Annotated in this window: 19 protein-coding genes; 9 read left to right on the top strand and 10 right to left on the bottom strand. The window is 55.1% G+C overall.

Annotated elements, in window-relative coordinates; translation table 11 throughout:
• The first annotated feature begins 47 nt into the window (after positions 1–47).
• On the top strand, positions 48–2,069 hold the full coding sequence (locus WMQ00_RS11875; protein ID WP_340441069.1) for a class I SAM-dependent DNA methyltransferase: 2,022 nt from the start codon (positions 48–50) through the stop codon (positions 2,067–2,069).
• A 1,125-nt stretch (positions 2,070–3,194) separates the two neighbouring features.
• Here WMQ00_RS11875 and WMQ00_RS11870 read toward each other — a convergent pair.
• Positions 3,195–4,154: a replication protein RepA gene (locus WMQ00_RS11870; protein WP_340441068.1), complete on the bottom strand. Its 960-nt coding sequence runs from the start codon at positions 4,152–4,154 to the stop codon at positions 3,195–3,197.
• 378 nt (positions 4,155–4,532) lie between these two features.
• Positions 4,533–4,832 (bottom strand): ribbon-helix-helix protein, CopG family, encoded by a 300-nt coding sequence (locus WMQ00_RS11865; protein WP_049147785.1) that lies wholly within the window; start codon positions 4,830–4,832, stop codon positions 4,533–4,535.
• Between the two features lie 186 nt (positions 4,833–5,018).
• On the opposite strand from WMQ00_RS11865, the gene WMQ00_RS11860 reads away from it, so the two are divergent.
• Positions 5,019–5,270 carry a hypothetical protein gene (locus WMQ00_RS11860; protein ID WP_070776360.1) on the top strand — a complete coding sequence of 84 codons (252 nt, stop codon included), beginning with the start codon at positions 5,019–5,021 and terminating at the stop codon, positions 5,268–5,270.
• Positions 5,271–5,335: 65 nt separating this feature from the next.
• Here the strand turns inward: WMQ00_RS11860 and WMQ00_RS11855 are convergent, their stop codons facing one another.
• On the bottom strand, positions 5,336–5,710 hold the full coding sequence (locus WMQ00_RS11855) for a 3-deoxy-D-manno-octulosonate 8-phosphate phosphatase (RefSeq protein WP_232770592.1): 375 nt from the start codon (positions 5,708–5,710) through the stop codon (positions 5,336–5,338).
• A gap of 228 nt (positions 5,711–5,938) precedes the next feature.
• Here WMQ00_RS11855 and mobF point away from each other — a divergent pair, with 228 nt between their 5' ends.
• Complete coding sequence (gene mobF, locus WMQ00_RS11850) at positions 5,939–10,405, top strand: MobF family relaxase (RefSeq protein ID WP_070684820.1); 4,467 nt, start codon at positions 5,939–5,941, stop codon at positions 10,403–10,405.
• A gap of 83 nt (positions 10,406–10,488) precedes the next feature.
• Here the strand turns inward: mobF and WMQ00_RS11845 are convergent, their stop codons facing one another.
• Together WMQ00_RS11845 and WMQ00_RS11840 are read right to left on the bottom strand one after the other, a co-directional pair.
• Positions 10,489–10,725, bottom strand: a complete 237-nt coding sequence (locus tag WMQ00_RS11845) for a hypothetical protein (RefSeq protein ID WP_046095264.1) — start codon at positions 10,723–10,725, stop codon at positions 10,489–10,491.
• Positions 10,726–10,735: 10 nt separating this feature from the next.
• Positions 10,736–11,332, bottom strand: coding sequence for a ParA family protein (locus WMQ00_RS11840; protein ID WP_049147792.1), 597 nt, complete (start codon positions 11,330–11,332; stop codon positions 10,736–10,738).
• A gap of 474 nt (positions 11,333–11,806) precedes the next feature.
• Here WMQ00_RS11840 and WMQ00_RS11835 point away from each other — a divergent pair, with 474 nt between their 5' ends.
• The 3 genes from WMQ00_RS11835 to erm all read left to right on the top strand — a co-directional run bounded on the left by WMQ00_RS11835 (position 11,807) and on the right by erm (position 14,548).
• Complete coding sequence (locus WMQ00_RS11835) at positions 11,807–12,517, top strand: IS6-like element IS1628 family transposase (protein ID WP_011069225.1); 711 nt, start codon at positions 11,807–11,809, stop codon at positions 12,515–12,517.
• 593 nt (positions 12,518–13,110) lie between these two features.
• Positions 13,111–13,344 (top strand): recombinase family protein, encoded by a 234-nt coding sequence (locus tag WMQ00_RS11830; RefSeq protein WP_224784272.1) that lies wholly within the window; start codon positions 13,111–13,113, stop codon positions 13,342–13,344.
• 349 nt (positions 13,345–13,693) lie between these two features.
• Entirely contained in the window at positions 13,694–14,548 is an 855-nt protein-coding gene (gene erm / locus WMQ00_RS11825; protein ID WP_049172293.1) for a 23S ribosomal RNA methyltransferase Erm, read from the top strand.
• 70 nt (positions 14,549–14,618) lie between these two features.
• Here the strand turns inward: erm and WMQ00_RS11820 are convergent, their stop codons facing one another.
• The 5 genes from WMQ00_RS11820 to WMQ00_RS11800 form a co-directional block, all read right to left on the bottom strand.
• Positions 14,619–15,026, bottom strand: coding sequence for a type IIL restriction-modification enzyme MmeI (locus WMQ00_RS11820; protein ID WP_425319843.1), 408 nt, complete (start codon positions 15,024–15,026; stop codon positions 14,619–14,621).
• Between the two features lie 440 nt (positions 15,027–15,466).
• Positions 15,467–15,781, bottom strand: a complete 315-nt coding sequence (locus WMQ00_RS11815) for an NIPSNAP family protein (protein WP_174232238.1) — start codon at positions 15,779–15,781, stop codon at positions 15,467–15,469.
• Between the two features lie 99 nt (positions 15,782–15,880).
• Positions 15,881–16,210 carry a DMT family transporter gene (locus tag WMQ00_RS11810; protein WP_003849969.1) on the bottom strand — a complete coding sequence of 110 codons (330 nt, stop codon included), beginning with the start codon at positions 16,208–16,210 and terminating at the stop codon, positions 15,881–15,883.
• Entirely contained in the window at positions 16,207–16,566 is a 360-nt protein-coding gene (locus tag WMQ00_RS11805; protein ID WP_048733039.1) for a DMT family transporter, read from the bottom strand. Before WMQ00_RS11805 ends, WMQ00_RS11810 begins: the two co-directional genes overlap by 4 nt.
• On the bottom strand, positions 16,563–17,108 hold the full coding sequence (locus WMQ00_RS11800; protein ID WP_034666346.1) for a TetR/AcrR family transcriptional regulator: 546 nt from the start codon (positions 17,106–17,108) through the stop codon (positions 16,563–16,565). The genes WMQ00_RS11805 and WMQ00_RS11800 overlap by 4 nt, the downstream gene beginning before the upstream one ends.
• A gap of 176 nt (positions 17,109–17,284) precedes the next feature.
• Between WMQ00_RS11800 and WMQ00_RS11795 the strand changes: the two genes are divergently transcribed.
• From WMQ00_RS11795 to WMQ00_RS11785, 3 genes are all read left to right on the top strand, one after another.
• Positions 17,285–17,551: a hypothetical protein gene (locus WMQ00_RS11795; RefSeq protein ID WP_340441067.1), complete on the top strand. Its 267-nt coding sequence runs from the start codon at positions 17,285–17,287 to the stop codon at positions 17,549–17,551.
• Positions 17,551–18,144: a recombinase family protein gene (locus tag WMQ00_RS11790; protein WP_011116976.1), complete on the top strand. Its 594-nt coding sequence runs from the start codon at positions 17,551–17,553 to the stop codon at positions 18,142–18,144. The genes WMQ00_RS11795 and WMQ00_RS11790 overlap by 1 nt, the downstream gene beginning before the upstream one ends.
• A gap of 546 nt (positions 18,145–18,690) precedes the next feature.
• The gene (locus WMQ00_RS11785; protein ID WP_340441066.1) at positions 18,691–19,557 is read left to right on the top strand and encodes a type IIL restriction-modification enzyme MmeI; all 867 of its coding nucleotides are present in this window, start codon (positions 18,691–18,693) and stop codon (positions 19,555–19,557) included.
• The last annotated feature ends 73 nt before the right edge of the window (positions 19,558–19,630 follow it).

Genomic DNA, 19,630 nt, shown 5'->3' with positions numbered 1-19,630 from the left:
ATTTTGGGACCAGCACCCGCCGCAAGCAATAATAGAAATCAAGGCAAATGCCTAGGAACAAAACCCGGGGCACTTCAAAGTTTCCTTATGTCAATGGTGCCCTATTTGCTGAACCGTTGGCCTCGGAGTACTTCGACTACCAGATGCGCGAAGCATTGCTTGCTGCCTGCGACTTCGACTGGTCGACCATTGACGTCTCCGTCTTTGGTTCGTTGTTCCAATTGGTGAAATCGAAGGAAGCGCGCCGCAGCGACGGCGAACACTACACGTCTAAGGCCAACATCATGAAGACCATCGGCCCGCTGTTTTTGGACGAGCTGAGGGCTGAGGCCGATAAGTTGGTGTCTTCTCCGTCGACGTCGGTGGCCGCATTAGAGCGCTTCCGCGACTCCCTGTCTGAGCTGGTATTCGCTGATATGGCTTGTGGTTCTGGAAACTTCCTGCTTCTGGCGTATCGGGAGTTGCGCCGGATTGAAACCGACATCATTGTCGCTATACGCCAGCGCCGCGGTGAAACGGGCATGTCGTTGAATATTGAGTGGGAGCAGAAACTGTCCATTGGGCAGTTCTACGGCATTGAGCTGAATTGGTGGCCTGCCAAGATTGCTGAGACTGCCATGTTCCTAGTTGACCATCAGGCCAACAAGGAGCTTGCCAACGCTGTGGGTAGGCCTCCGGAGCGGTTGCCGATTAAGATTACCGCGCACATTGTGCACGGCAATGCCCTGCAGCTTGATTGGGCAGACATACTCTCGGCTTCTGCCGCCAAGACGTATATCTTCGGTAACCCGCCGTTTTTGGGGCATGCGACGAGAACTGCTGAACAAGCTCAAGAACTCCGAGACTTGTGGGGCACTAAGGACATTTCACGCTTGGACTACGTCACCGGCTGGCATGCAAAGTGCTTGGATTTCTTTAAGTCCCGAGAGGGTCGTTTTGCGTTTGTCACCACCAATTCAATTACTCAAGGTGATCAAGTTCCACGGCTATTTGGGCCTATCTTCAAAGCAGGGTGGCGTATTCGTTTCGCTCACCGCACGTTTGCGTGGGACTCTGAAGCACCCGGTAAAGCTGCTGTTCACTGCGTCATTGTTGGCTTCGATAAGGAGAGTCAACCACGTCCACGTCTGTGGGATTATCCCGATGTAAAGGGCGAGCCAGTCTCAGTGGAAGTAGGCCAGTCCATTAATGCCTATTTAGTAGACGGCCCTAATGTTCTTGTCGATAAATCCCGGCATCCTATTTCGTCGGAAATATCGCCCGCAACTTTTGGAAATATGGCGCGAGATGGCGGCAACCTTCTAGTTGAGGTCGACGAATACGACGAGGTTATGAGTGACCCCGTAGCGGCAAAGTATGTTCGCCCTTTCCGGGGTAGTCGAGAGCTAATGAACGGCTTAGATCGGTGGTGTCTATGGCTTGTAGATGTAGCACCGTCAGACATTGCCCAGAGTCCGGTTCTGAAAAAGCGTCTAGAAGCGGTTAAGTCTTTTCGAGCCGACAGTAAAGCGGCAAGTACACGGAAAATGGCTGAAACTCCGCACTTATTCGGCCAGCGGTCGCAACCGGATACTGATTACCTTTGCCTGCCGAAGGTAGTAAGCGAACGCCGCTCGTATTTCACCGTACAAAGGTATCCATCAAACGTAATCGCTTCTGACCTAGTATTCCATGCTCAAGATCCAGACGGCCTGATGTTTGCGCTAGCGTCGTCGTCGATGTTCATTACGTGGCAGAAAAGCATCGGAGGACGACTCAAGTCTGATCTCCGTTTTGCTAACACTTTGACGTGGAATACTTTCCCAGTGCCAGAACTCGACGAGAAGACGCGGCAGCGAATTATTAAAGCGGGCAAGAAGGTGCTCGACGCCCGCGCGCTGCACCCAGAACGCTCGCTGGCCGAGCACTACAACCCACTCGCGATGGCACCGGAACTCATCAAAGCGCATGATGCGCTCGACCGCGAGGTGGATAAAGCGTTTGGCGCGCCACGAAAGCTGACAACTGTTCGGCAGCGCCAGGAGCTATTGTTTGCCAATTACGAAAAACTCATCTCACACCAGCCCTAGAAGGCTTGATATGTCTTGCCATATGGCGGGACATATGTTTAGGCATATGTTATAGCGTATGTTCCGCCATAGGGCCTAACCCTGACGTGTCCACTGTCCGGGGGTTAGGCCCGCGTTCACAACGTCGCGGGAAGTACGCGCCCGAACCATCGATAGGCTCGAGACGAATGCTAGTAGAGCACGGCAGTCATCGGGGAGTTGTTAATTATGGCTGTCTTGGCTTCTAACTCAGCATGTGAAGGGGAAACCTCGATAGGGGAGCTCTTACATCTAATTTTCGTATCATGAAAAATACGATAACTAAATCCAACCGTAACCGTCCCACCATCCTTCACTAACGCTTTGTCTCTTCCCCAGTGACAATTGCTTACGATCCCATCGCACTCAACGCGCGGGAACGTAAAAATCTTGTGGAACCACCAGCTCACCCAAGTTGGTTTGAAAACCGTGCGGATTTCGCGGCAGTCTACAAAGTTCTCTACGTTTTTATCGTCTTCCAACTCTAGGTACCCTTTCTCAACAGGAATGGTCGAAGCACTCACATCAGCTACACTGACCAAAGCAGCATAGCTAACCCCCGATGTGTCCACTGTCCGGGGTCAGGCCCGTGGTTGTTGTGGGGTGTTTTGGTGGCAACCAAATCTTTGATTTGGGCGGCAGCCCAACGAGCCGTAAGGCGAGGCGGGAGCATAAACAGTAACCCGTAGTGAACGGTTTTGTTGGTTGATCAGCTGGGGATATAGATCTACAGGGATATAGTTATAAGCCACCTGGGAAAATAGGTAAACCCGCAGGTAAAACCCTGTGTATAAGTGCCTTTATGTGTCAACTTATGCGCAGGCATGTGTCAACTTATGCGCAGGCATGTGTCAACTTATGCGCAGGCATGTGTCAACTTATGCGCAGGCTCTTTTTCTGTGTGTCAACTTATGCGCAGGTTGAGCTGGGAGAACCTGCCATGTGTCAACTTATGCGCAGGCATGTGTCAACTTATGCGCAGTAGTCTCATGTGGGTTTCCGTATGGGTAAATCAGCGCAGCCGTATTTTGCGTGAGGGTAAATCTGTGCACGCTGTTTTGGGCAAAAAGAAAGCGCCCCGTAGGGCGCTAGTCTTCCGTGTTCGGTTTAGTCGAGTTCGGGGCGCGGTGGCTTCTGGTGAACTGATGGAGCAGTCCTCGTGACCGTTACGCCGTCTGTGTTGGCTTCAATTCCCGAGTTCGGCCATACCTTTGAAACTTCTTCGATTGCTTCCTTTGTGCGTCGTCTGAAGTCTCGCATCTGAGTCGTAGAGGTTATCTCTGAGGTGGCGAAGTTGGCGGCGATCATGTCCCAAGTGAAGGTGTAGGCTTCGCGGTTGTTTTTAGCCAGCCAGTATTGCTTTACGGTAAGCCAGATGTAAATGTCCATCGAACGTGGTTTGTTGAGCTCGCGCAGTACATTGAGGTCGATGGGGATGGGGGCTTCGGCAATGTGCTTGAAGAACTGGGGGGTTAGGACGAGTTCTGATTCCATGAAGCTTCCCTGGTTGGGGTCGCGGGGGTCGAACCAGAGGTTCCAGTCTTCGAGGATTTGGGTGTTGCGTCCGCGTGCGTGAACGCCGTCGTCGCTTTGGACAGTGATGAAAGAACCTGCGATGCGTAGGAGCTGCTCGCGGATATTTTTCAGGTTTCCGGTTGCTCCTCCGGTGCCGCGTCCGGTGATGCCGATTGCTTGGAGGAAGTGGCTCATGGAGTGTCCTAGTGGAATGCGGCAGGCTTCTTCGTGGGTGATTTTTCCTTCTTTGAGGCGTCCGGCATTAGCTACGGCGCGGGTGATGATATAGGCCATGATGAGCCTGGGGTACTTGCCGTAGGGGACTCCTCGTTGGGAGAGGATGGTGATTGTTCCCTGTGGGGTTTCGACGGTGCGGTTGTTTCCCTCGGTTTTGCGGTAGGGGAAGAGTGCTTGGACGAAGAGTTTGGAGGTGTAGCCGACGTCTTGGGCTTGGAGGAGTTCTTGTGCGGCGTCGTGTTCTTGCCTGCGGGCTAGTTCTTTGACTGCTTCGAGCTTGGCGCGGCGCTCGTCTGGGGTGTGTGGGGGCTGCATGGTGCCGTGGTCTCCTTTTGGATTATCGACACCGCCCGTGTTGTGCTTTGCTCACTGTCCGTGGGGAAGTGGTAAAGTCTTACCCGACACGGTCGGTGTCGTTTTCTTTTTTGGGCCCCCGCTAGAGCGCCAACTCTATGATGCGGGGGTTTCCTCATGTTTTGAGGAATGTGCGCGCCCTGGACTTGAACCGAGGGTGTGTGCCGCTCGCGCTGCGCACCCCACGGGTGTGGGGCGCGTCTTTTTATTTTCTCCGCCTATTAAATCACATCAGTGTGACTTACTGGGAGATTTAGTAATGGTGGCGGCTGTTGCCAAGAAGCCTTATTGGCCGTTTGCTTTGATGAAGCTTGCTCGGAACCTAAGGTATTAGTGGAGTCACTGTTGTTCTTCGGGCTCGTCTTTTAGCCCGTTGAGCATTATTTGGTTAAACAAGTTGTTGATTGTCTTCTCTTCGAAGTCTGCAGCCACTTGATTCCAATGGAATTCTTCTAGTTTGGGAAGCATGGCTGTAATAGCCATTTTTAAGTAGAAACCTCGACTACGTCCTGTCCTATCGCAGAGAGTGTCGAGTCGTTCAATGATTTCATCTGGCATCCGTACAGACACCACACGTCCGGAAGGGTGGGGTGCTTGTTTCATATGCAGTATCCTCTCCTTGGCAGCAATGGTAAACATTGTTTACCATTGCTGCCACTCTTGGGACTGTCGATAGAATTGTTTAATCGACACTGTGTAAACAATGTTTACCACACGTAAGACTGGTGGAGTCTTCTCAAACTCTTTAACAGCATCATGAGCGGCGCGCGCCACAGAGAGGAAGGACGCTTCCGTGGGCGCACTGCCATTTATCGGCTACCAACCATGTCCCCATCTGCACTCATCGCCATGCTGGTCTGGATGCTCATTGCCCAGATACGACGCGCAGGATTGGGAACAGGAATCATCAGAGCGTTAGGCGGAGTAATCGCCTGGGTAATCATCTGGTTCTTCCTCACCTTCCTCGGCGTGATGGTTTGCTCCATGGCTGACCACTACGAGCGCGCTACGGACGAGACCAACGACTCGCCATACTCCAACCCGTATGACGCCGCGCCCGTCAACCCCGGTGAGTAGTACGACCTGAACGAGCAACAGTAGCCGCAGCCGCTAACGTCGAAGACTGTCTTTCTCTCTACTGACTACTGGTCGCCATTGTCATCGGCATCATCGCCGCCAGCGTCCTTAGTGGCGCTGGCGGCTTCGTCGTTGTCCCGGCCCTCATCATTGCCAGCGTGCGACTCATCGTCTCCAGAGGAGTCCTCCGCACTAGGGGAGGACTCCTTAGCAGTCTTGAGCATGTCGTTGAAATCGCGCTGGCTTACACCGACGAGCTCGCGCACGAGTTCTTTAGGTTCCCCTAGGTCGATAATGGACTGCGAGGCTTGACCAATCTTTTCGTTCAACTTGTCTCGTTGCTCAATAAGGCTGAGCAACGAGTTGATGCTCTTCTTCCGGTCGCGCAGCTTACGCTGTTCTTCTTCGAGACGCTGACGCAGTTCCTGACGCTTCTTCAAACTTCTACTTGCGGTAACCATAAACCCACAATGCCAGCGCACACACCGCCCCGCTCCTGACACAAACACCACGCGGGAAGTTCGGCGTAATCGGAAGCAAGCAGTGGACTATCCCTGCAGTCTCTCGACAGCGCTGTAGACCTGCAGCCGTGGGCGCGAGCGCCCTTTTTACAACACACTATATGCACTCTTAGTGTTAATCGGGTTTTGGCTGCTAGACTAGGGCGCATGATGACCCTGCGCGTAGTCAATAGCGGAACAGGTTATGAGTACCTGTTGCGCTCTGTGGCTACCAATGATGGGCCGACAGATGCGCCAAGTTTGTCGAAGTATTACGACGCGAAAGGCACCCCGCCAGGTCGTTGGTTAGGCTCTGGTTTGGCCGGTTTGAACACCGAAACGGTCACCGAAGGTGGGGAAGTTACCGAGTCTCAAATGGCCGCGTTGTATGGCGTAGGTCTGCACCCAGATGCGGATATGAAGATGTCCGAAGGTCAGAAAATCAAAGACGTACAGTTGGGGCGTCCTTTCGCTAATTTCACTAATGATGTGCCGGTTTTGGTGGCACTTCGTGACGCGGAGCGCCGCCATAGGCAGACAACGGGCACGTTGATGAGCAAGCAAGAACGCGCCGAGTTAGTCCAGGATATTGGCCGAGAATTCTTCATTGAAGAACACGGAGTCGAGCCGCAATCGGGCCGGGAAGTCGTCAACTGGGTCAATGGTTTAAAGGACAATGTGCGTCAGTCTGTGTCGGGTTTTGACCTGACTTTTTCGCCTGCTAAGTCCGTGTCGGTGGCGTGGGCATTGTCTGATGAGAAGACCGCGCAGCGTATTGAGGCGCTTCATCACCAGGCCGTAAAGGAAGCTATGGCGTGGGCAGAAGACAACGCTTTGTTTACCCGAGTTGGCAAGCAAGGGCGTGAGCAAGTCAAGACGAAAGGCTTCGTCGCGTCGGAGTTTAAGCACTACGATACGCGCGCAGGAGACCCGGATCTGCACTCGCACGTGCTGGTATCCAACAAGGTTCAGACCGAAGATGGGCGCTGGTTGTCCATCGATGGGTACACCTTGATGAAGTATCATCAGTCGATTTCGCACCGCTATGATTCCATCTTGAACACCCTGCTTTCTAACGAGATGGGCTACACTTTCACCGCCTGCGACCATGGGGTCAACAAGGAACCTACGTGGGAGATTGACGGTATTTCGCAGTCGCTGATGGAGTCTTTTTCCAAGCGTCGACGCGGCGCACAGCCGGTCTATAAGCGACTCGTGGAAGAGTTTGTTGCCGCGCGTGGTGCAACCCCTAACTCGGTTGAGGTGGGTCGGTTGTGGCAGCAAGCTATCTTGGAAACCCGTGATGCAAAGCGTGAACCAGAAAGCCTTGCAGAGCTTCGCGCAGGCTGGAAAGCGGAAGTCTCCGCGCGTGATACTGGGGCAGAGGAACTCGCTGCCATCGCCCAACTTGCCGCAGATTCTGGACGTGATGAGCGTCCAGTCTTTCGTTCCGAGGACCACCTTTCAGGTCTTATCGACGAGGTTTTAGACACCGTTGTCAGACGTCGTTCTTACTTTCGCGCCTCGCATGTAGCGACTGCTGCGGGTGGAAAACTCCAAGGCTATCGCTTCGATTCTCTTTCCGAGCGCGACCTTATCCACGCCACTGTGGTGGAAGCAATTGTTCGCGATAAGGCCATTTCCTTGAATGATTTCGACGTCCTGGAACTGCCCGAAGCCCTGAAGAACTCGGCTGGAAAGGCCCGGGATGCCCGCGCTGATAGCGAGCTTTATACCACCCAGGACATCCTCGATACCGAAGACAAAGCACTGGGCGCACTCAACGAACCGGTGGCCGCATTCGCACCATCTGCAGCGATTGATAAAGCACTGGATGAACACGAAGCAGAGGCTGGGTTCCGCCTTAACGCAGGGCAGGAATCCATGGCCCGCTACCTCCTTACCTGCGGCACACTCGCCGCTACCGGCGTAGGCCCGGCAGGTACTGGCAAGACTGCATCTATGCGTCTGGTTGCCAACGTGTGGGCCAATGAAGGCCGCAACGTGATTGGTCTGGCCCCGTCTGCCCAGGCGGCAGAGGTGTTGTCGAAAGACTTAGGTTTTGATGCTTTTACCATCGACAAACTCACCTACACCTGGCGTGGAAACCACCCAACAAAGCCCGGCCATAGTCTTAAAGACCTTCCGGTTTCTATTAACGCGGGCGATATGATCATCGTCGACGAGGCCGGCATGGCCTCGACCCCTAACATCGGCTCGCTGTTAGACATTGCCGAGGAAGCAGGCGCAGTCGTGCGCTTTATCGGTGACCATAAACAGCTCGGCGCGGTAGAAAACGGCGGACTATTCGGCGCAATGGTCAACGCCGCAGACCGCACGGATAATCAACTCTCCGAAGTCGTGCGCTTCGGCGGAGACCGTGAACAATCCGCCACCAGCTTGCGTTTGCGTGACGGAGATTCGTCTACTTTCGACTTCTATACAGAGCGTGGTTGGGTCAATGGTGGCGCACGCAGCGACATGCTAGGTAAAGCCGCAGCAGACTACCTGGCTGATATTTCTAGCGGTAAAACCAGCCTTCTCATTGCTGCTACCAACCGCGATGTGGCAGAACTCAACGAGACAATCCGCGCCCACTACATCGCCCACGGTGAGGTTGACACCACCGTGGAAGCTCAGCTTTCTAGAGGTGAACAAGCCGGTGTTGGCGATACGATTCTGGCGCGCAAAAACCAGACGTTCTACGACGATGAGACTGCTACGAGTACCCGTATCAACAACGGCACCCTTATGACAGTCACCGCCATTGCCGACAACGGCAGTATCACCGCCCGCAACACAGCAACCGGTGAGACCCTGTGCCTGCCAGCAGACTACGTCCACGACAATGTGCAGCTAGGCTATGCCGCTACTGTCCACCGCGCCCAGGGCAGCACCGTGGACTGCACCCGCGCGGTAATCGACCACCACGTGGATAGAGCAGGGCTGTATGTGGCACTTACACGCGGCAAAATCGCCAACCACATCTATGCTGTTACCGAACACCAGCTAGATGAACTGGCCGAAGAAGGCCACTACCACTACCAAGGAATACGCCAAGCCCCCAGTGTCAGGGACGTCTTTAATAAGGCAATCTCGCGCGATAACAGCCCAAAGGCTGCACGCGAGGTCATAGCCGACGTCGTAGACGAGCAGACCTCACCCGATCGCATGATGAGCCTATGGCTTATGGGCAAAGATGAGGCCACCAACGACTTCATCGACGCTTACCTACCCGACTGGATCGACACCCTGCCCGGTGACCTTGCTCAAAAGATTGAAACCAGCGATGACGGCACAGAACCTATCCGCCACGGCTGGGCAAAACTCATTGACGCGGGCATTGACCCGCGCACCGTCATGGACGCGGCGACCCGCGATATTGACAACGCCCACGATCCGGCACGCCTTATCCGCTACCGCCTAGATGAACAGCTTCGCCAGCTTGATACGGGCAAACGCAACCAACTACCACCTGTATCCAGGCATGCAGATATAGAACTCGATACGTGGCTTCGCACCCACAACCCTTACGATCGCGCGGAAACTGCTCGCCTTACTGGAAAGGAAGGAAACCTTAACCAGCTCAACCAAACTGTGCTGGCAGAGCACGCACGCTTTGCTCGTTCCAAGGTGGAATCGCTCACTTGGCAGGAAGCAAGTATTACTACTCGCCTCTACGAAGACAAAGACGCAGCCCTTAACGAGGTAAAGGCTAACTTCCAGCAGGTGCGTCTTGATGCTGCGCGTATTCGCGCCTATGAGCAGGCCATGGCAGACCACAGTTCCGCCTTGCGTGAAGAAGAAGCTGCCCTGGCAGACATTGAGCACCAACGCCTACTGGCTGATGATTACACCCGCCCGGTAGCCGAGCGGGCTTATGACCACGACGCGGCAGGCTATGGCACCTACCAACAGCGCATAGACCATGCGCACAAGCGTCTTGAACAGGCGCAACAGCGCCGCAGCCTAGCGCAGCAGGCCATTGAAGACACCGGCGCTAACCTTCCGGAGGCACGATTGTGGGAGGAAATCTGCTACCGCGCCGAGGACCACGAAGAATGGGACAAGCGCCTCCACGCAGCCCAACAGTACGACAGCGAACACACCGATAGGCTGCAACAACGCCTCGATACTATCCGCCGCGAGAAAATGGACTGGGCCGACCGCGCCGACATCGCTACCCGCTTGCGCGAAGAAGAAATCCCGAACGATGTTGCCGACCATGCAGGCTATATCGCCGATGAAGTAAACCTCCTGGCCGCACAACGCACCTACGAACTACGCCGCCTCGGCATAGACGAATCCGCCCAAGACACCATCCGCGACATGATGGCAGACACCATCGCCGCCGCCTACGAGCACGACACCACTGACTATGACGAGCCAGACACCTCCTACAACGAGGTGGAAGAAGAACCATCAGCACCTGAGACCACCCCAGAAGCCGACAACACCGACAACACCCAGGACGAAGACGCCGGCGATCTGCACCAGGGCGCACAAGCAGGCCTCGACTTCCTCGCTAGCCTCGGCCTAGGTGGCGAGCAACAAAGCGTTACCAGCGACAGCGATACCACTGACGAACAAGCACCTGCTGACGACCTTGAAGAAGAACAAGGCCCAGAGCTCTAGAAACAGCGAGGTAAAAGCACTAGAGCGCATATGTGTATATACCTATATCCGCATATGTGTATGTAGGTATATACACCAGATAGTTAGCTTCTTTCCTCGAGCCATCGTGTTGCCCACTCTTCAAAAAGTTGGGAGATACTCTTCTCTTCTTCCACTGCGGCGAGTTTGAGCTCTTTAATCAATTGCCGATCGCGGACGTACAACTGAAGGCGTGTCGCTTTATCGTTAGCTTGGGCGAACATCTTTGTTGAAGGCGAGACCTCCGACTTATTTCCAGACGATTCTTCCCGCGCCTTATTTTTAGCCTTTGGAATTGCCATTGCCTACCCCTTAATCCTCAAATGCTGCGACTACTTCTCGAGCCAAAGAATCCCAAACCTTCGTACTACTGGGCTTTGTTCCGAAAGCGCGACGTGTAGCCGCCCTCGTTGGGATGACTGTTTCAGCAAGCGCTGCAGTTTCATCACCCTCCAGTTCGGCATGGACTTCATCTAGAAGTTTTTCCCTTCTGTCGACATTCGACAGAACAACTGCTGTTGGTATCCCCATTTCTATTAGCCAAGAAAGTGTGACCTGCGTTCGATCAATATCCATCGGGGAAACACCAGTTGGAAGAAGGACTAAATCGGCAGCCTCGGCGCTTTCGGTTATGAAAGCTAAACCACCTGGAGGGGTGTCGACTATAAGAAAGTCCGGATTGTTCCCTCTCCTGACTACTCCAGGGAAATCATTTGAACTGCGGACAGATTCGATGGGAAATGGAAAATCCTTTACTCTGCTCGCCCATCGGGTGGCAGATTGCTGGGGGTCGCCGTCTGCGACTGCAACCGTATAACCCATCTTCCGAATTGCCTCTGCGAGCATTACCGAAAGTGTGGTCTTCCCTGTCCCGCCCTTCGACTGAATCACGGAAATTACTCGAGTCATAAAGCAAGAATAGATTTAGAGAAGATCTCTCCAGGTAGCGACATGCGCATGTGTGTATATCATGCTATGTGGAGGGAAACCATTAAGTAGAGAGCTGAACTAAAAATCACTTTATGCGCATGTACTGATATGCACATATGCATATATGCGCATCTCGAAATTTAAAGCTATCCACTTGCTGAGGGATATTCCGGTTGCGGGCGCGTTGTAAGGCGGTATGGTTTTGGGTGTCCGCAGCGCACCTCCCCCGGCGCATAGTCGGACGGAAGGAAAATAAAAAGCCACAATCCCCCCCCGCAGGTGGCTTCTCCCCTAGTGCTCCCAACGACGAGAAGCACTAGGGGAGTTTCCTTTTATTGAGCGCCGTTTTCCTTCGGCCGGCCAGGGGTTTCGTGGAAAGATTGAAGATGTTTCTTGAAAGGTGCTGTTGCAAAGTTGGGGCAGTAGGAAGACCGGCGTGGAATAATCAGGTCCATGGGCATCTTCTCCGGTCGGCAGTTCCCTCGTGAAATCATCCTGTGGGCGGTGCGGTGGTACTGCCGCTACGGCGTGAGCTATCGCGACCTCGAAGAGATGATGACCGAGCGGGGAGTGCCGGTCGATCACACCACGATCTACCGCTGGGTCCAGAAATATGCTCCTGAGCTGGATAAGAAGACCCGGTGGTATCGGCAAGTTCCTGACTGGCAGGCCAGGTCCTGGCGGGTGGATGAGACCTATATCCGGGTCGGGGGAAAGTGGTGCTACCTCTATCGGGCAATCACCGCAGGTGGCCAGACCCTGGACTTCTACCTCTCACCAAAACGCAACGTCGCGGCAGCGAAGCGTTTCCTGGCGAAGACGCTGCGGTCGAATAAATCGGCAGGCTATCCGCGGGTGATCAGCACCGACAAGGCCCCCTCACTCGCCAGGGCAATCTCTGAGCTGAAGGCGGAAGGCGTCTGTCCATCGACGGTCGAGCATCGTCGGGTGAAATACCTCAACAACGTCATTGAAGGCGATCATGGCCGGTTAAAGCGGATCCTGGGGCCGAAAGGAGCATTCAAAAACCAAACGTCTGCCTACCGGACGTTGAAAGGGATGGAAGCGATGCACTCATTGCGGAAGGGGCAGGGCACGATGTTTGCCTATGGTCACCCGAATCCGGATGCAGTGATTGTTAGCCGGGTATTCGAGACGGCCTGACAACACAGGCACATAGCGTTGATCACACAATAAAAACGGAGCTTTCTTGGCTCCCGCCCCAAGTTGCAACAGCACCATAATTTGACCAGTAGGTCCGTATACGGCGACTACTGCTTGGATTGGGTCCTCTGGATAACTAGCAGCATGGTTGGCTAAAGCCGAGATCTCCCCGCAAGGACCACCGAGGAAATGGTGCGCGTTCAAACCGAGTACGTGTTTTCCTGATTTGGTAAGGAGCGCTGCGGCTACAGTGTGGTCTTCTCCGTCCTGAAAACGCTGTGCATGGGTGGTTGCTTTGGCCAGTAAATTTCGAAGTTCGTTGGTAATCACTCTTTAAGGGTAATAATTGCCAACGCGCTTTATCTATGTGAAGACAGAGATCGTGAACACCGGGGTTTCTGAGATGTACCAATCGCTTACAAAGCAAGACAGGACCATACGAGGACGTTGAGTGGATAGAGCGTCGAGTTTTAAGTTCAATGTTAGCTAAGGGCCTTATTAAAAGCGTTTGGCAACACGCGCTCCTATTTACCTTCGTATCTCGCGAGACGCTGACGTGGATGGCCTCACCATCGACCGGCAGCGTCAGGACTGTGAAGCCATTGCAAAGCAGCGTGGCTTGGACGTTGGACATAGGACATAACTACGTCGATCAGTCCATTTCCGCGTCAAAGAAGAATGTGGCTCGCCCCGACTACGACGCCATGGTGGCATCCTTTGAACGCGGCGAAATCGACGCGATCATCTGCTGGGACCTCGAACTACCCGCCCCACGTCGGTGGGTAGTCCGATCAGTCGGACAAAACTACTCCCGCACCACAGCGTAATAAGGGGTGCACCTTAAAAACATCCGGAGGTGGGGGTAACTCCCCCTCGTTGCCCAGAGACAAAATACGCCAGTGGCGTCTGTACGACGAGCCGAAGGTAGGACAAATTCCAATCCAGAGAGGTCTTGCACTGTTGCGGTGCGGTTGTCTTCTTTCTCACCGTATTGGACCCTGCGAAATTAATTGGATACGATAGGCCCATGTTGATTTCAGGTTCCGTTTTCATGCGGCCGCTCACCAGCCGCTAAGGCGGTTTTCTCCCTCCCGCAGGTTAGAAACCGCTCCGGTCCTTTAGCCGGGCGGCCATTTGCCATGCCCGGCTCCGTTTCAACTCCACGGAGCACACCTGATGTCTACATACGGATACGGCCGTCACGAACATGGCCAAAATTTTCTCACAGACCACAAGATCATCAACTCCATCGTCGATCTTGTAAAACAAACCTCCGGCCCCATCATTGAGATCGGGCCAGGAAGCGGTGCCCTCACTCACCCGATATCCCACTTGGGGAGGGCAATAACGGCAGTTGAGGTAGACGCAAAACTAGCTGCCAAACTCACAAAAAAGACCGCCTCGGCGTCGGTCGAAGTGGTCCATGATGATTTCCTCAACTTCCCGTTACCCGCCACTCCCTGCGTCATTGTGGGAAACATTCCCTTTCACCTCACCACTGCCATTCTTCGAAAGCTGTTGCATGCGCCGGCATGGACTGACGCTGTACTCCTCATGCAGTGGGAAGTCGCTCGCCGCCGGGCCGGGGTAGGTGCAAGCACGATGATGACAGCTCAGTGGTCCCCATGGTTCACGTTTCACCTTGGTTCCCGAGTACCAAGGTTTGCTTTCCGGCCACAGCCAAACGTTGACGGGGGGATCTTAGTGATCCGCCGGGTGGGTGACCCGAAGATCCCGATAGAGCAACGCAAAGCCTTTCAGGCGATGGTGCACACCGTTTTCACCGCCCGGGGACGCGGGATAGGGGAAATTCTCCGAAGGGCAGGGTTGTTTTCATCACGTTCAGAGACACAATCATGGTTGCGCTCGCGAGGAATCGACCCCGCAACCCTACCTCCCAGATTGCACACCAGCGACTGGATCGATCTCTTCCAGGTGACTGGTTCCTCTTCACCGCGCCATCGGCCCATTTCACAATCGGGAAGTAGTCAACGCCCTCCTCAACGGAAAAATCGAGGCCGGCGGCGGTAATCCCCCCACCACCAAAACCGAAATCCACCAGTAGTAGTGAACGACCCATGTTCGTCTACCGTGAGCCGCGTTATGGCAGTGACGTGTTCTCGTCGGGCACAGTCATAGTTCCCGGCGTTGCCAGCGACAGGGTTCTACACCCAGCAGCGGGACCGATCAAAATCACCCGCACGGGGAACGACCCTGCTGGTGGTTTAGATTTTGATGAAAGCGAGGAGACATAGCCCCTCGCCAACTCCCCGTAGCTGGCGAACAGTAGCTCCTGGCGCTGGCGCTCGTTGGTGAGTTTGCGTGCCACATCGAAAGCCTTATCGACTTCCCGGTCCAAGTTGTTGTGAGCCTTGAGCAGAATTGGGTCCATCGATAACGGGTTGTAGTGCTCCGCGAGTGACCGCTGGGGGTGCCGCTCGCGTGCCCGCAGCACCAACTGTCCAGCGTCGATGATTCGCTGCTGCGCCTTCTCATCTAGTTCACACAGAGCTGGTCCGCAGTTGTAGCTCCCGATGTACTCCGAAAAACGGAAAAAATAAATAGTGGGGATACATCAACCTTCCACTTTCCATTCTTCCGGCTCAGAGTATTGAGGGGTCTGGGACCGGGTCCGTAAACCCTTTATGTTTTTCGCGCACAGCGGTTTTTAGCGACGCACCCTATAGGTTTTCCGCAGAACTTATATGTGTTTCTGTGCACCCCATATGTTGTCTGTTTTAGCGGTATTTCGTTGTTAATTCCGCACGCGCGCATCAAATGGTTATTTATCGACGACACTCCGTGCCGCACCCCTATATTTAAGGATGTGGAATCGCCTACCCCTCCGGGTTAGAGCCCGCTAGATCCACTTCGCAATCGGGTACACCCATCTGTACGCGCTGACCTGCGGCGTTGTGGGTTGTGCCGAGCGTGCTGCCGGAGTCCCTTTCAGTGTCCCTGGGGTAGGAGCGGCCGCATGAAGGTGCGCTCGTACCGCAGGACGCACTCGGACTCGTCTCGAATCCGGTCAGCGGCGATGAAGTCCGAGTGGGTGCCGAACAAGGTGCGGTACTGCTCGTAGGCAGCCAGGCTGGGGAAGCTGAACAGGGATTCCGCACGGTCACTCACACCTTCCGCGGGTAGGTAGTACCCGTGGTGGGTGCCGCCGTGTTCGTCGACATGCCGCATCCAAGCGCGGGCGAACTGTTCAAAGGCTGCGATCTGGTCGGGGTCGATGGTGTAGTGGACGACACAGGTGATCACATCCACAACGCTAGGCCCACAGGCGCTCATTGGGGAGCCTTTGTCTGTGCGCCTCGTGGTGCAGCACACCAATCTGCCTGGTTTACCTGCGGAAATGCGTCAGTTCGCCAAGTTGGCGCCGAGTTCAACGGTGAGAACTCCGACGGCGATGAGGAGGATGCCGAGGGCCATGGTTCGGGTGAGGGGTTCGTGGAAGATGACCCGGGCGAGGATCGCGGTGAGAGCTACGCCGGATGCTGCCCAGATGCCGTAGGCGACGCCAAGGGCCATGCCGTCGGCCAAGGCGAGACTTAAGGCGACGAACGCCACGAGATACCCCGCGATGACGCCGATGAACCATTTCTTCACCCGGCCACCGTCGGAGGCTCGTAGCGACATGGTCGCGACGACTTCGGACAAGATGGCGCCTGCGAGGAAGATCCATCTCATGAGTTGACTCCTGCTTCCTGGGCTGCGGTTTGCTGAGCTTTCTGGGAGCCGAGTTCGACGGTGAGGACACCGCTGATGATCGCAACCATTCCAAGACCCATCACAGCGGTCAGAGGTTCACCGAAAATCGCGGCGGATAGCACGGCGGCGAGCACGACCCCGCTGGCTCCCCAGATGCCATAGGCGACGCCGATCTGCATTCCTTCGCGCAGGCAGAAGGTGAGGAAGACGAAAGTGCCGATGTATCCGGCAGCAACCACGATGTACCAGGATGGGTGATTGAGCGCCGCCTTGAGAGACAGCGTCGCCGCCACTTCGGTAGTGATGGCGCCAGCGAGCAGGAACCACTGCTTCATGGGGTTGTTCCTTCGATCAGGGAGCGAATGCTGGAGACGACGGCTTCGAGATCCGCGCCGTGGAGGGTGGACACACCTGTGGCCTGGGCGCCCCAGAGTCCGTCGGCGGCGAGTCGGGCGGTGGTCAGCCTGGCTCGGGTGGCGGCGTCGAGATCGTCCGGGAGTTCGAGCCAGCGGCCCATCCGCGTAGTCCACGGTTCGGTGAGTTCGGGCCGATACGTCGCTTGGCCCCAGATGATGAACTCGGCGCGCTTGGCGGCCCCGTGGGCGGCGACGTGAACGTAGCTCAGGAGCCGCTCGGTGGCGTTGGCGTTCTCGAGGGGCTTGCCAAGGGTGGCAGTCATGTCGTTCTCGACGTTGGCCGCAGCGTGGTCGACGATCGCGGCGAGCAGTACGTCGCGGTTGCGGAAGTGATATAGCAATCCCGGTTTGGTGAGCCCGGCCTCGTGGGCCACTGCGTCAAGGGTAATGTCGCCACCCTCCGCTGCGTTCATGACGCGGAGGGCAGCTTCCAGGATCTCGGAGCGCTGACTGGTTCGCATATAGCTAACTTTACCATTTGGTAGGTGAAGCCTTCAACTGCGGCCGCTGGTAGGGGCACCTGGGGTACACCCTAGTTTTACGGGCATCCATGCCAGCAAGTTGCGCGTAAAATAGGGTAGATTCAGGAATTGTTTTACAGATGTACAGCAGGGTCTAGGTCTTAGGTTTACAGAGAGTGGTGGTTGTGGTGTTGTCGCCGGATGGTTTCCATGTTGAAAGTCATATTGACGCAGTGCCTGCGTTGGCGCGGGTGAAAAAACTGCATGGTGGGTTGTCGTCGGGGCAGCAGGCGTTGGGCAGGATTGTGCAATCCTTGCTCGCTGACGCTGACGGTCTCGACGGCGTTCAGCTTTACGCCCTCTCGGATGCAATCGAGTCGTATCGTGATGCGGTCATAGAACAAGAGACTGTTTCCTTTAAACCTTCGCGGGGCGAAGACTAATGGGCAGTGACTCTGGTTCGCATGGGCAGCGGGTGGGCTATATCCGTGTCTCGTCGGTGGAGCAGAATAATCAGCGTCAGAAAGAACTGCTCAATATGTCTGGCAGGATTGACCGTTTCTTTGAGGATAAGGTTTCCGGCCGTACCAAGGCTGCGCGCCCTGGGCTTGTCGAGTGTATGGCGTATGTGCGCGACGGTGACGAGCTTGTCGTGTCGTCGATTGACCGTCTCGCCCGTTCGCTTACGGATCTTCGCGGTATTGTTGATGAGCTTACCGGCAAGGGTGTGACTGTTACTTTTCTGCATGAGAATCTCGCGTTTGCGAAAGACACCACAGATCCACGCGCAGATTTAATGCTGGGTATTTTGGGTTCGTTTGCGGAGTTTGAGCGGGCCATTATCCGCGAGCGTCAGGCGGAGGGGATTGCGTTGGCCAAAAAGGCTGGCAAATACAAAGGCCGCAAGCCTGCTCTTAGCCCGCAGCAGGTAGCGGAGATTAAACGGCGCACACTGGCAGGGGAGTCGAAAGCAGCCTTGGCGCGGGAATTCGGGGTGACCCGTCCTACGGTATATCGGGCGTTGAAAAACGTCTAAAGCGGCACAGCCATAACGGTAAATCAGCGTGCCCGTCAGCCCTGTCATATGTCTTGCCATATGGCGGGACATATGTTTAGGCATATGTTATAGCGTATGTTCCGCCGTATGCTAAAGCATATGTTGTGGAATATATAGGTTTACCTGCTGGTTCTTGCGTTTAGGCGAAGTCCGAAAATGGTAGTCCACAAGGCTAATAGGCCGAAGGAGATAAGCAGTGCAGCCAGTTCCCGCGAGAGACCAGCCTGGGTGAAAAGGAAAGAGGGGACAAGGATCATTGCTGCGCTTATGCTGCCTCCAAGTGCGGCGTAATACATACGGTCTTGTGACTGTTCGCGGCGGATAGTCTGGATGATTAAGACTAAAACAACTGCGAGCGCAGCGAGGGTGATCGTCGTATACATTCCTTCTCCTTTCGACTGGTGCCCAGTTTATCGGTGAGGGTGTGCATTCCGTAGGCGATATACAACCTTCCCGGGCAGGAAAGTGGCTTAACGCGCCCGCGCGACAGGGTGGGTAGCGTGTGGGCTTATATGCTTGATGGTTATGGCCCCTACGACTGTTTTTGACCGCGCTACCATTCGCCACAATCTCACCGAATTCAAACTCCGGTGGCTTGACCGCATTAAGCAATGGGAGGCGGAAAACCGACCCGCAACCGAGTCGAGTCACGACCAACAGTTCTGGGGTGACCTGCTCGACTGCTTCGGTGTCAACGCCCGCGACCTGTACTTGTACCAACGCAGCGCTAAACGCGCTTCGACGGGGTGCACCGGCAAGATCGACATGTTTATGCCGGGCAAAGTCATAGGCGAGGCTAAGTCCCTCGGCGTCCCGCTCGATGATGCTTATGCCCAAGCTTTGGATTATTTGCTGGGCGGTACTATCGCGAACTCGCACATGCCGGCCTATGTTGTCTGCTCCAACTTCGAGACCCTGCGGGTTACCCGTCTTAACCGCACCTATGTCGGCGATAGCGCCGACTGGGACATTACATTCCCTTTAGCTGAGATTGACGAGCACATCGAACAACTCGCTTTTCTCGCCGACTATGAAACCTCCGCCTACCGGGAGGAAGAAAAGGCTTCCCTGGAAGCCTCTCGGTTAATGGTGGAGCTCTTCCGCGCCATGAACGGCGACGACGTGGACGAGGCAGTAGGCGATGACGCTCCCACCACGCCGGAGGAAGAAGACGAGCGCGTCATGCGCACCTCTATCTACCTCACCCGAATCCTCTTCCTTCTCTTCGGCGACGACGCAGGACTCTGGGATACCCCGCATTTGTTTGCGGACTTTGTGCGCAATGAAACCACCCCAGAATCGCTCGGCCCGCAGCTCAATGAGCTATTTAGCGTGCTTAATACCGCCCCGGAAAAGCGGCCTAAGCGTTTGCCATCAACGTTGGCGAAGTGAAGTGCCCCGGGTTTTGTTCCTAGGCATTTGCCTTGATTTCTATTATTGCTTGCGGCGGGTGCTGGTCCCAAAA

The organism is Corynebacterium sp. KPL2825, assembly GCF_037908445.1.
Classification (GTDB): domain Bacteria; phylum Actinomycetota; class Actinomycetes; order Mycobacteriales; family Mycobacteriaceae; genus Corynebacterium; species Corynebacterium kefirresidentii.
This window is presented reverse-complemented; position numbering and strand designations above follow the sequence as displayed.

What these genes read in the sequence shown, in the direction of transcription:
- WMQ00_RS11875 (WP_340441069.1), top strand. Translation starts at nt 48, where the DNA reads ATGCCTAGGAACAAAACCCGGGGCACTTCAAAGTTTCCTTATGTCAAT.
- WMQ00_RS11870 (WP_340441068.1), bottom strand. Translation starts at nt 4,154, where the DNA reads ATGCAGCCCCCACACACCCCAGACGAGCGCCGCGCCAAGCTCGAAGCA.
- WMQ00_RS11865 (WP_049147785.1), bottom strand. Translation starts at nt 4,832, where the DNA reads ATGTTTACCATTGCTGCCAAGGAGAGGATACTGCATATGAAACAAGCA.
- WMQ00_RS11860 (WP_070776360.1), top strand. Translation starts at nt 5,019, where the DNA reads ATGTCCCCATCTGCACTCATCGCCATGCTGGTCTGGATGCTCATTGCC.
- mobF (WP_070684820.1), top strand. Translation starts at nt 5,939, where the DNA reads ATGATGACCCTGCGCGTAGTCAATAGCGGAACAGGTTATGAGTACCTG.
- WMQ00_RS11845 (WP_046095264.1), bottom strand. Translation starts at nt 10,725, where the DNA reads ATGGCAATTCCAAAGGCTAAAAATAAGGCGCGGGAAGAATCGTCTGGA.
- WMQ00_RS11840 (WP_049147792.1), bottom strand. Translation starts at nt 11,332, where the DNA reads ATGACTCGAGTAATTTCCGTGATTCAGTCGAAGGGCGGGACAGGGAAG.
- WMQ00_RS11835 (WP_011069225.1), top strand. Translation starts at nt 11,807, where the DNA reads ATGGGCATCTTCTCCGGTCGGCAGTTCCCTCGTGAAATCATCCTGTGG.
- erm (WP_049172293.1), top strand. Translation starts at nt 13,694, where the DNA reads ATGTCTACATACGGATACGGCCGTCACGAACATGGCCAAAATTTTCTC.
- WMQ00_RS11810 (WP_003849969.1), bottom strand. Translation starts at nt 16,210, where the DNA reads ATGAGATGGATCTTCCTCGCAGGCGCCATCTTGTCCGAAGTCGTCGCG.
- WMQ00_RS11805 (WP_048733039.1), bottom strand. Translation starts at nt 16,566, where the DNA reads ATGAAGCAGTGGTTCCTGCTCGCTGGCGCCATCACTACCGAAGTGGCG.
- WMQ00_RS11800 (WP_034666346.1), bottom strand. Translation starts at nt 17,108, where the DNA reads ATGCGAACCAGTCAGCGCTCCGAGATCCTGGAAGCTGCCCTCCGCGTC.
- WMQ00_RS11790 (WP_011116976.1), top strand. Translation starts at nt 17,551, where the DNA reads ATGGGCAGTGACTCTGGTTCGCATGGGCAGCGGGTGGGCTATATCCGT.
- WMQ00_RS11785 (WP_340441066.1), top strand. Translation starts at nt 18,691, where the DNA reads ATGGCCCCTACGACTGTTTTTGACCGCGCTACCATTCGCCACAATCTC.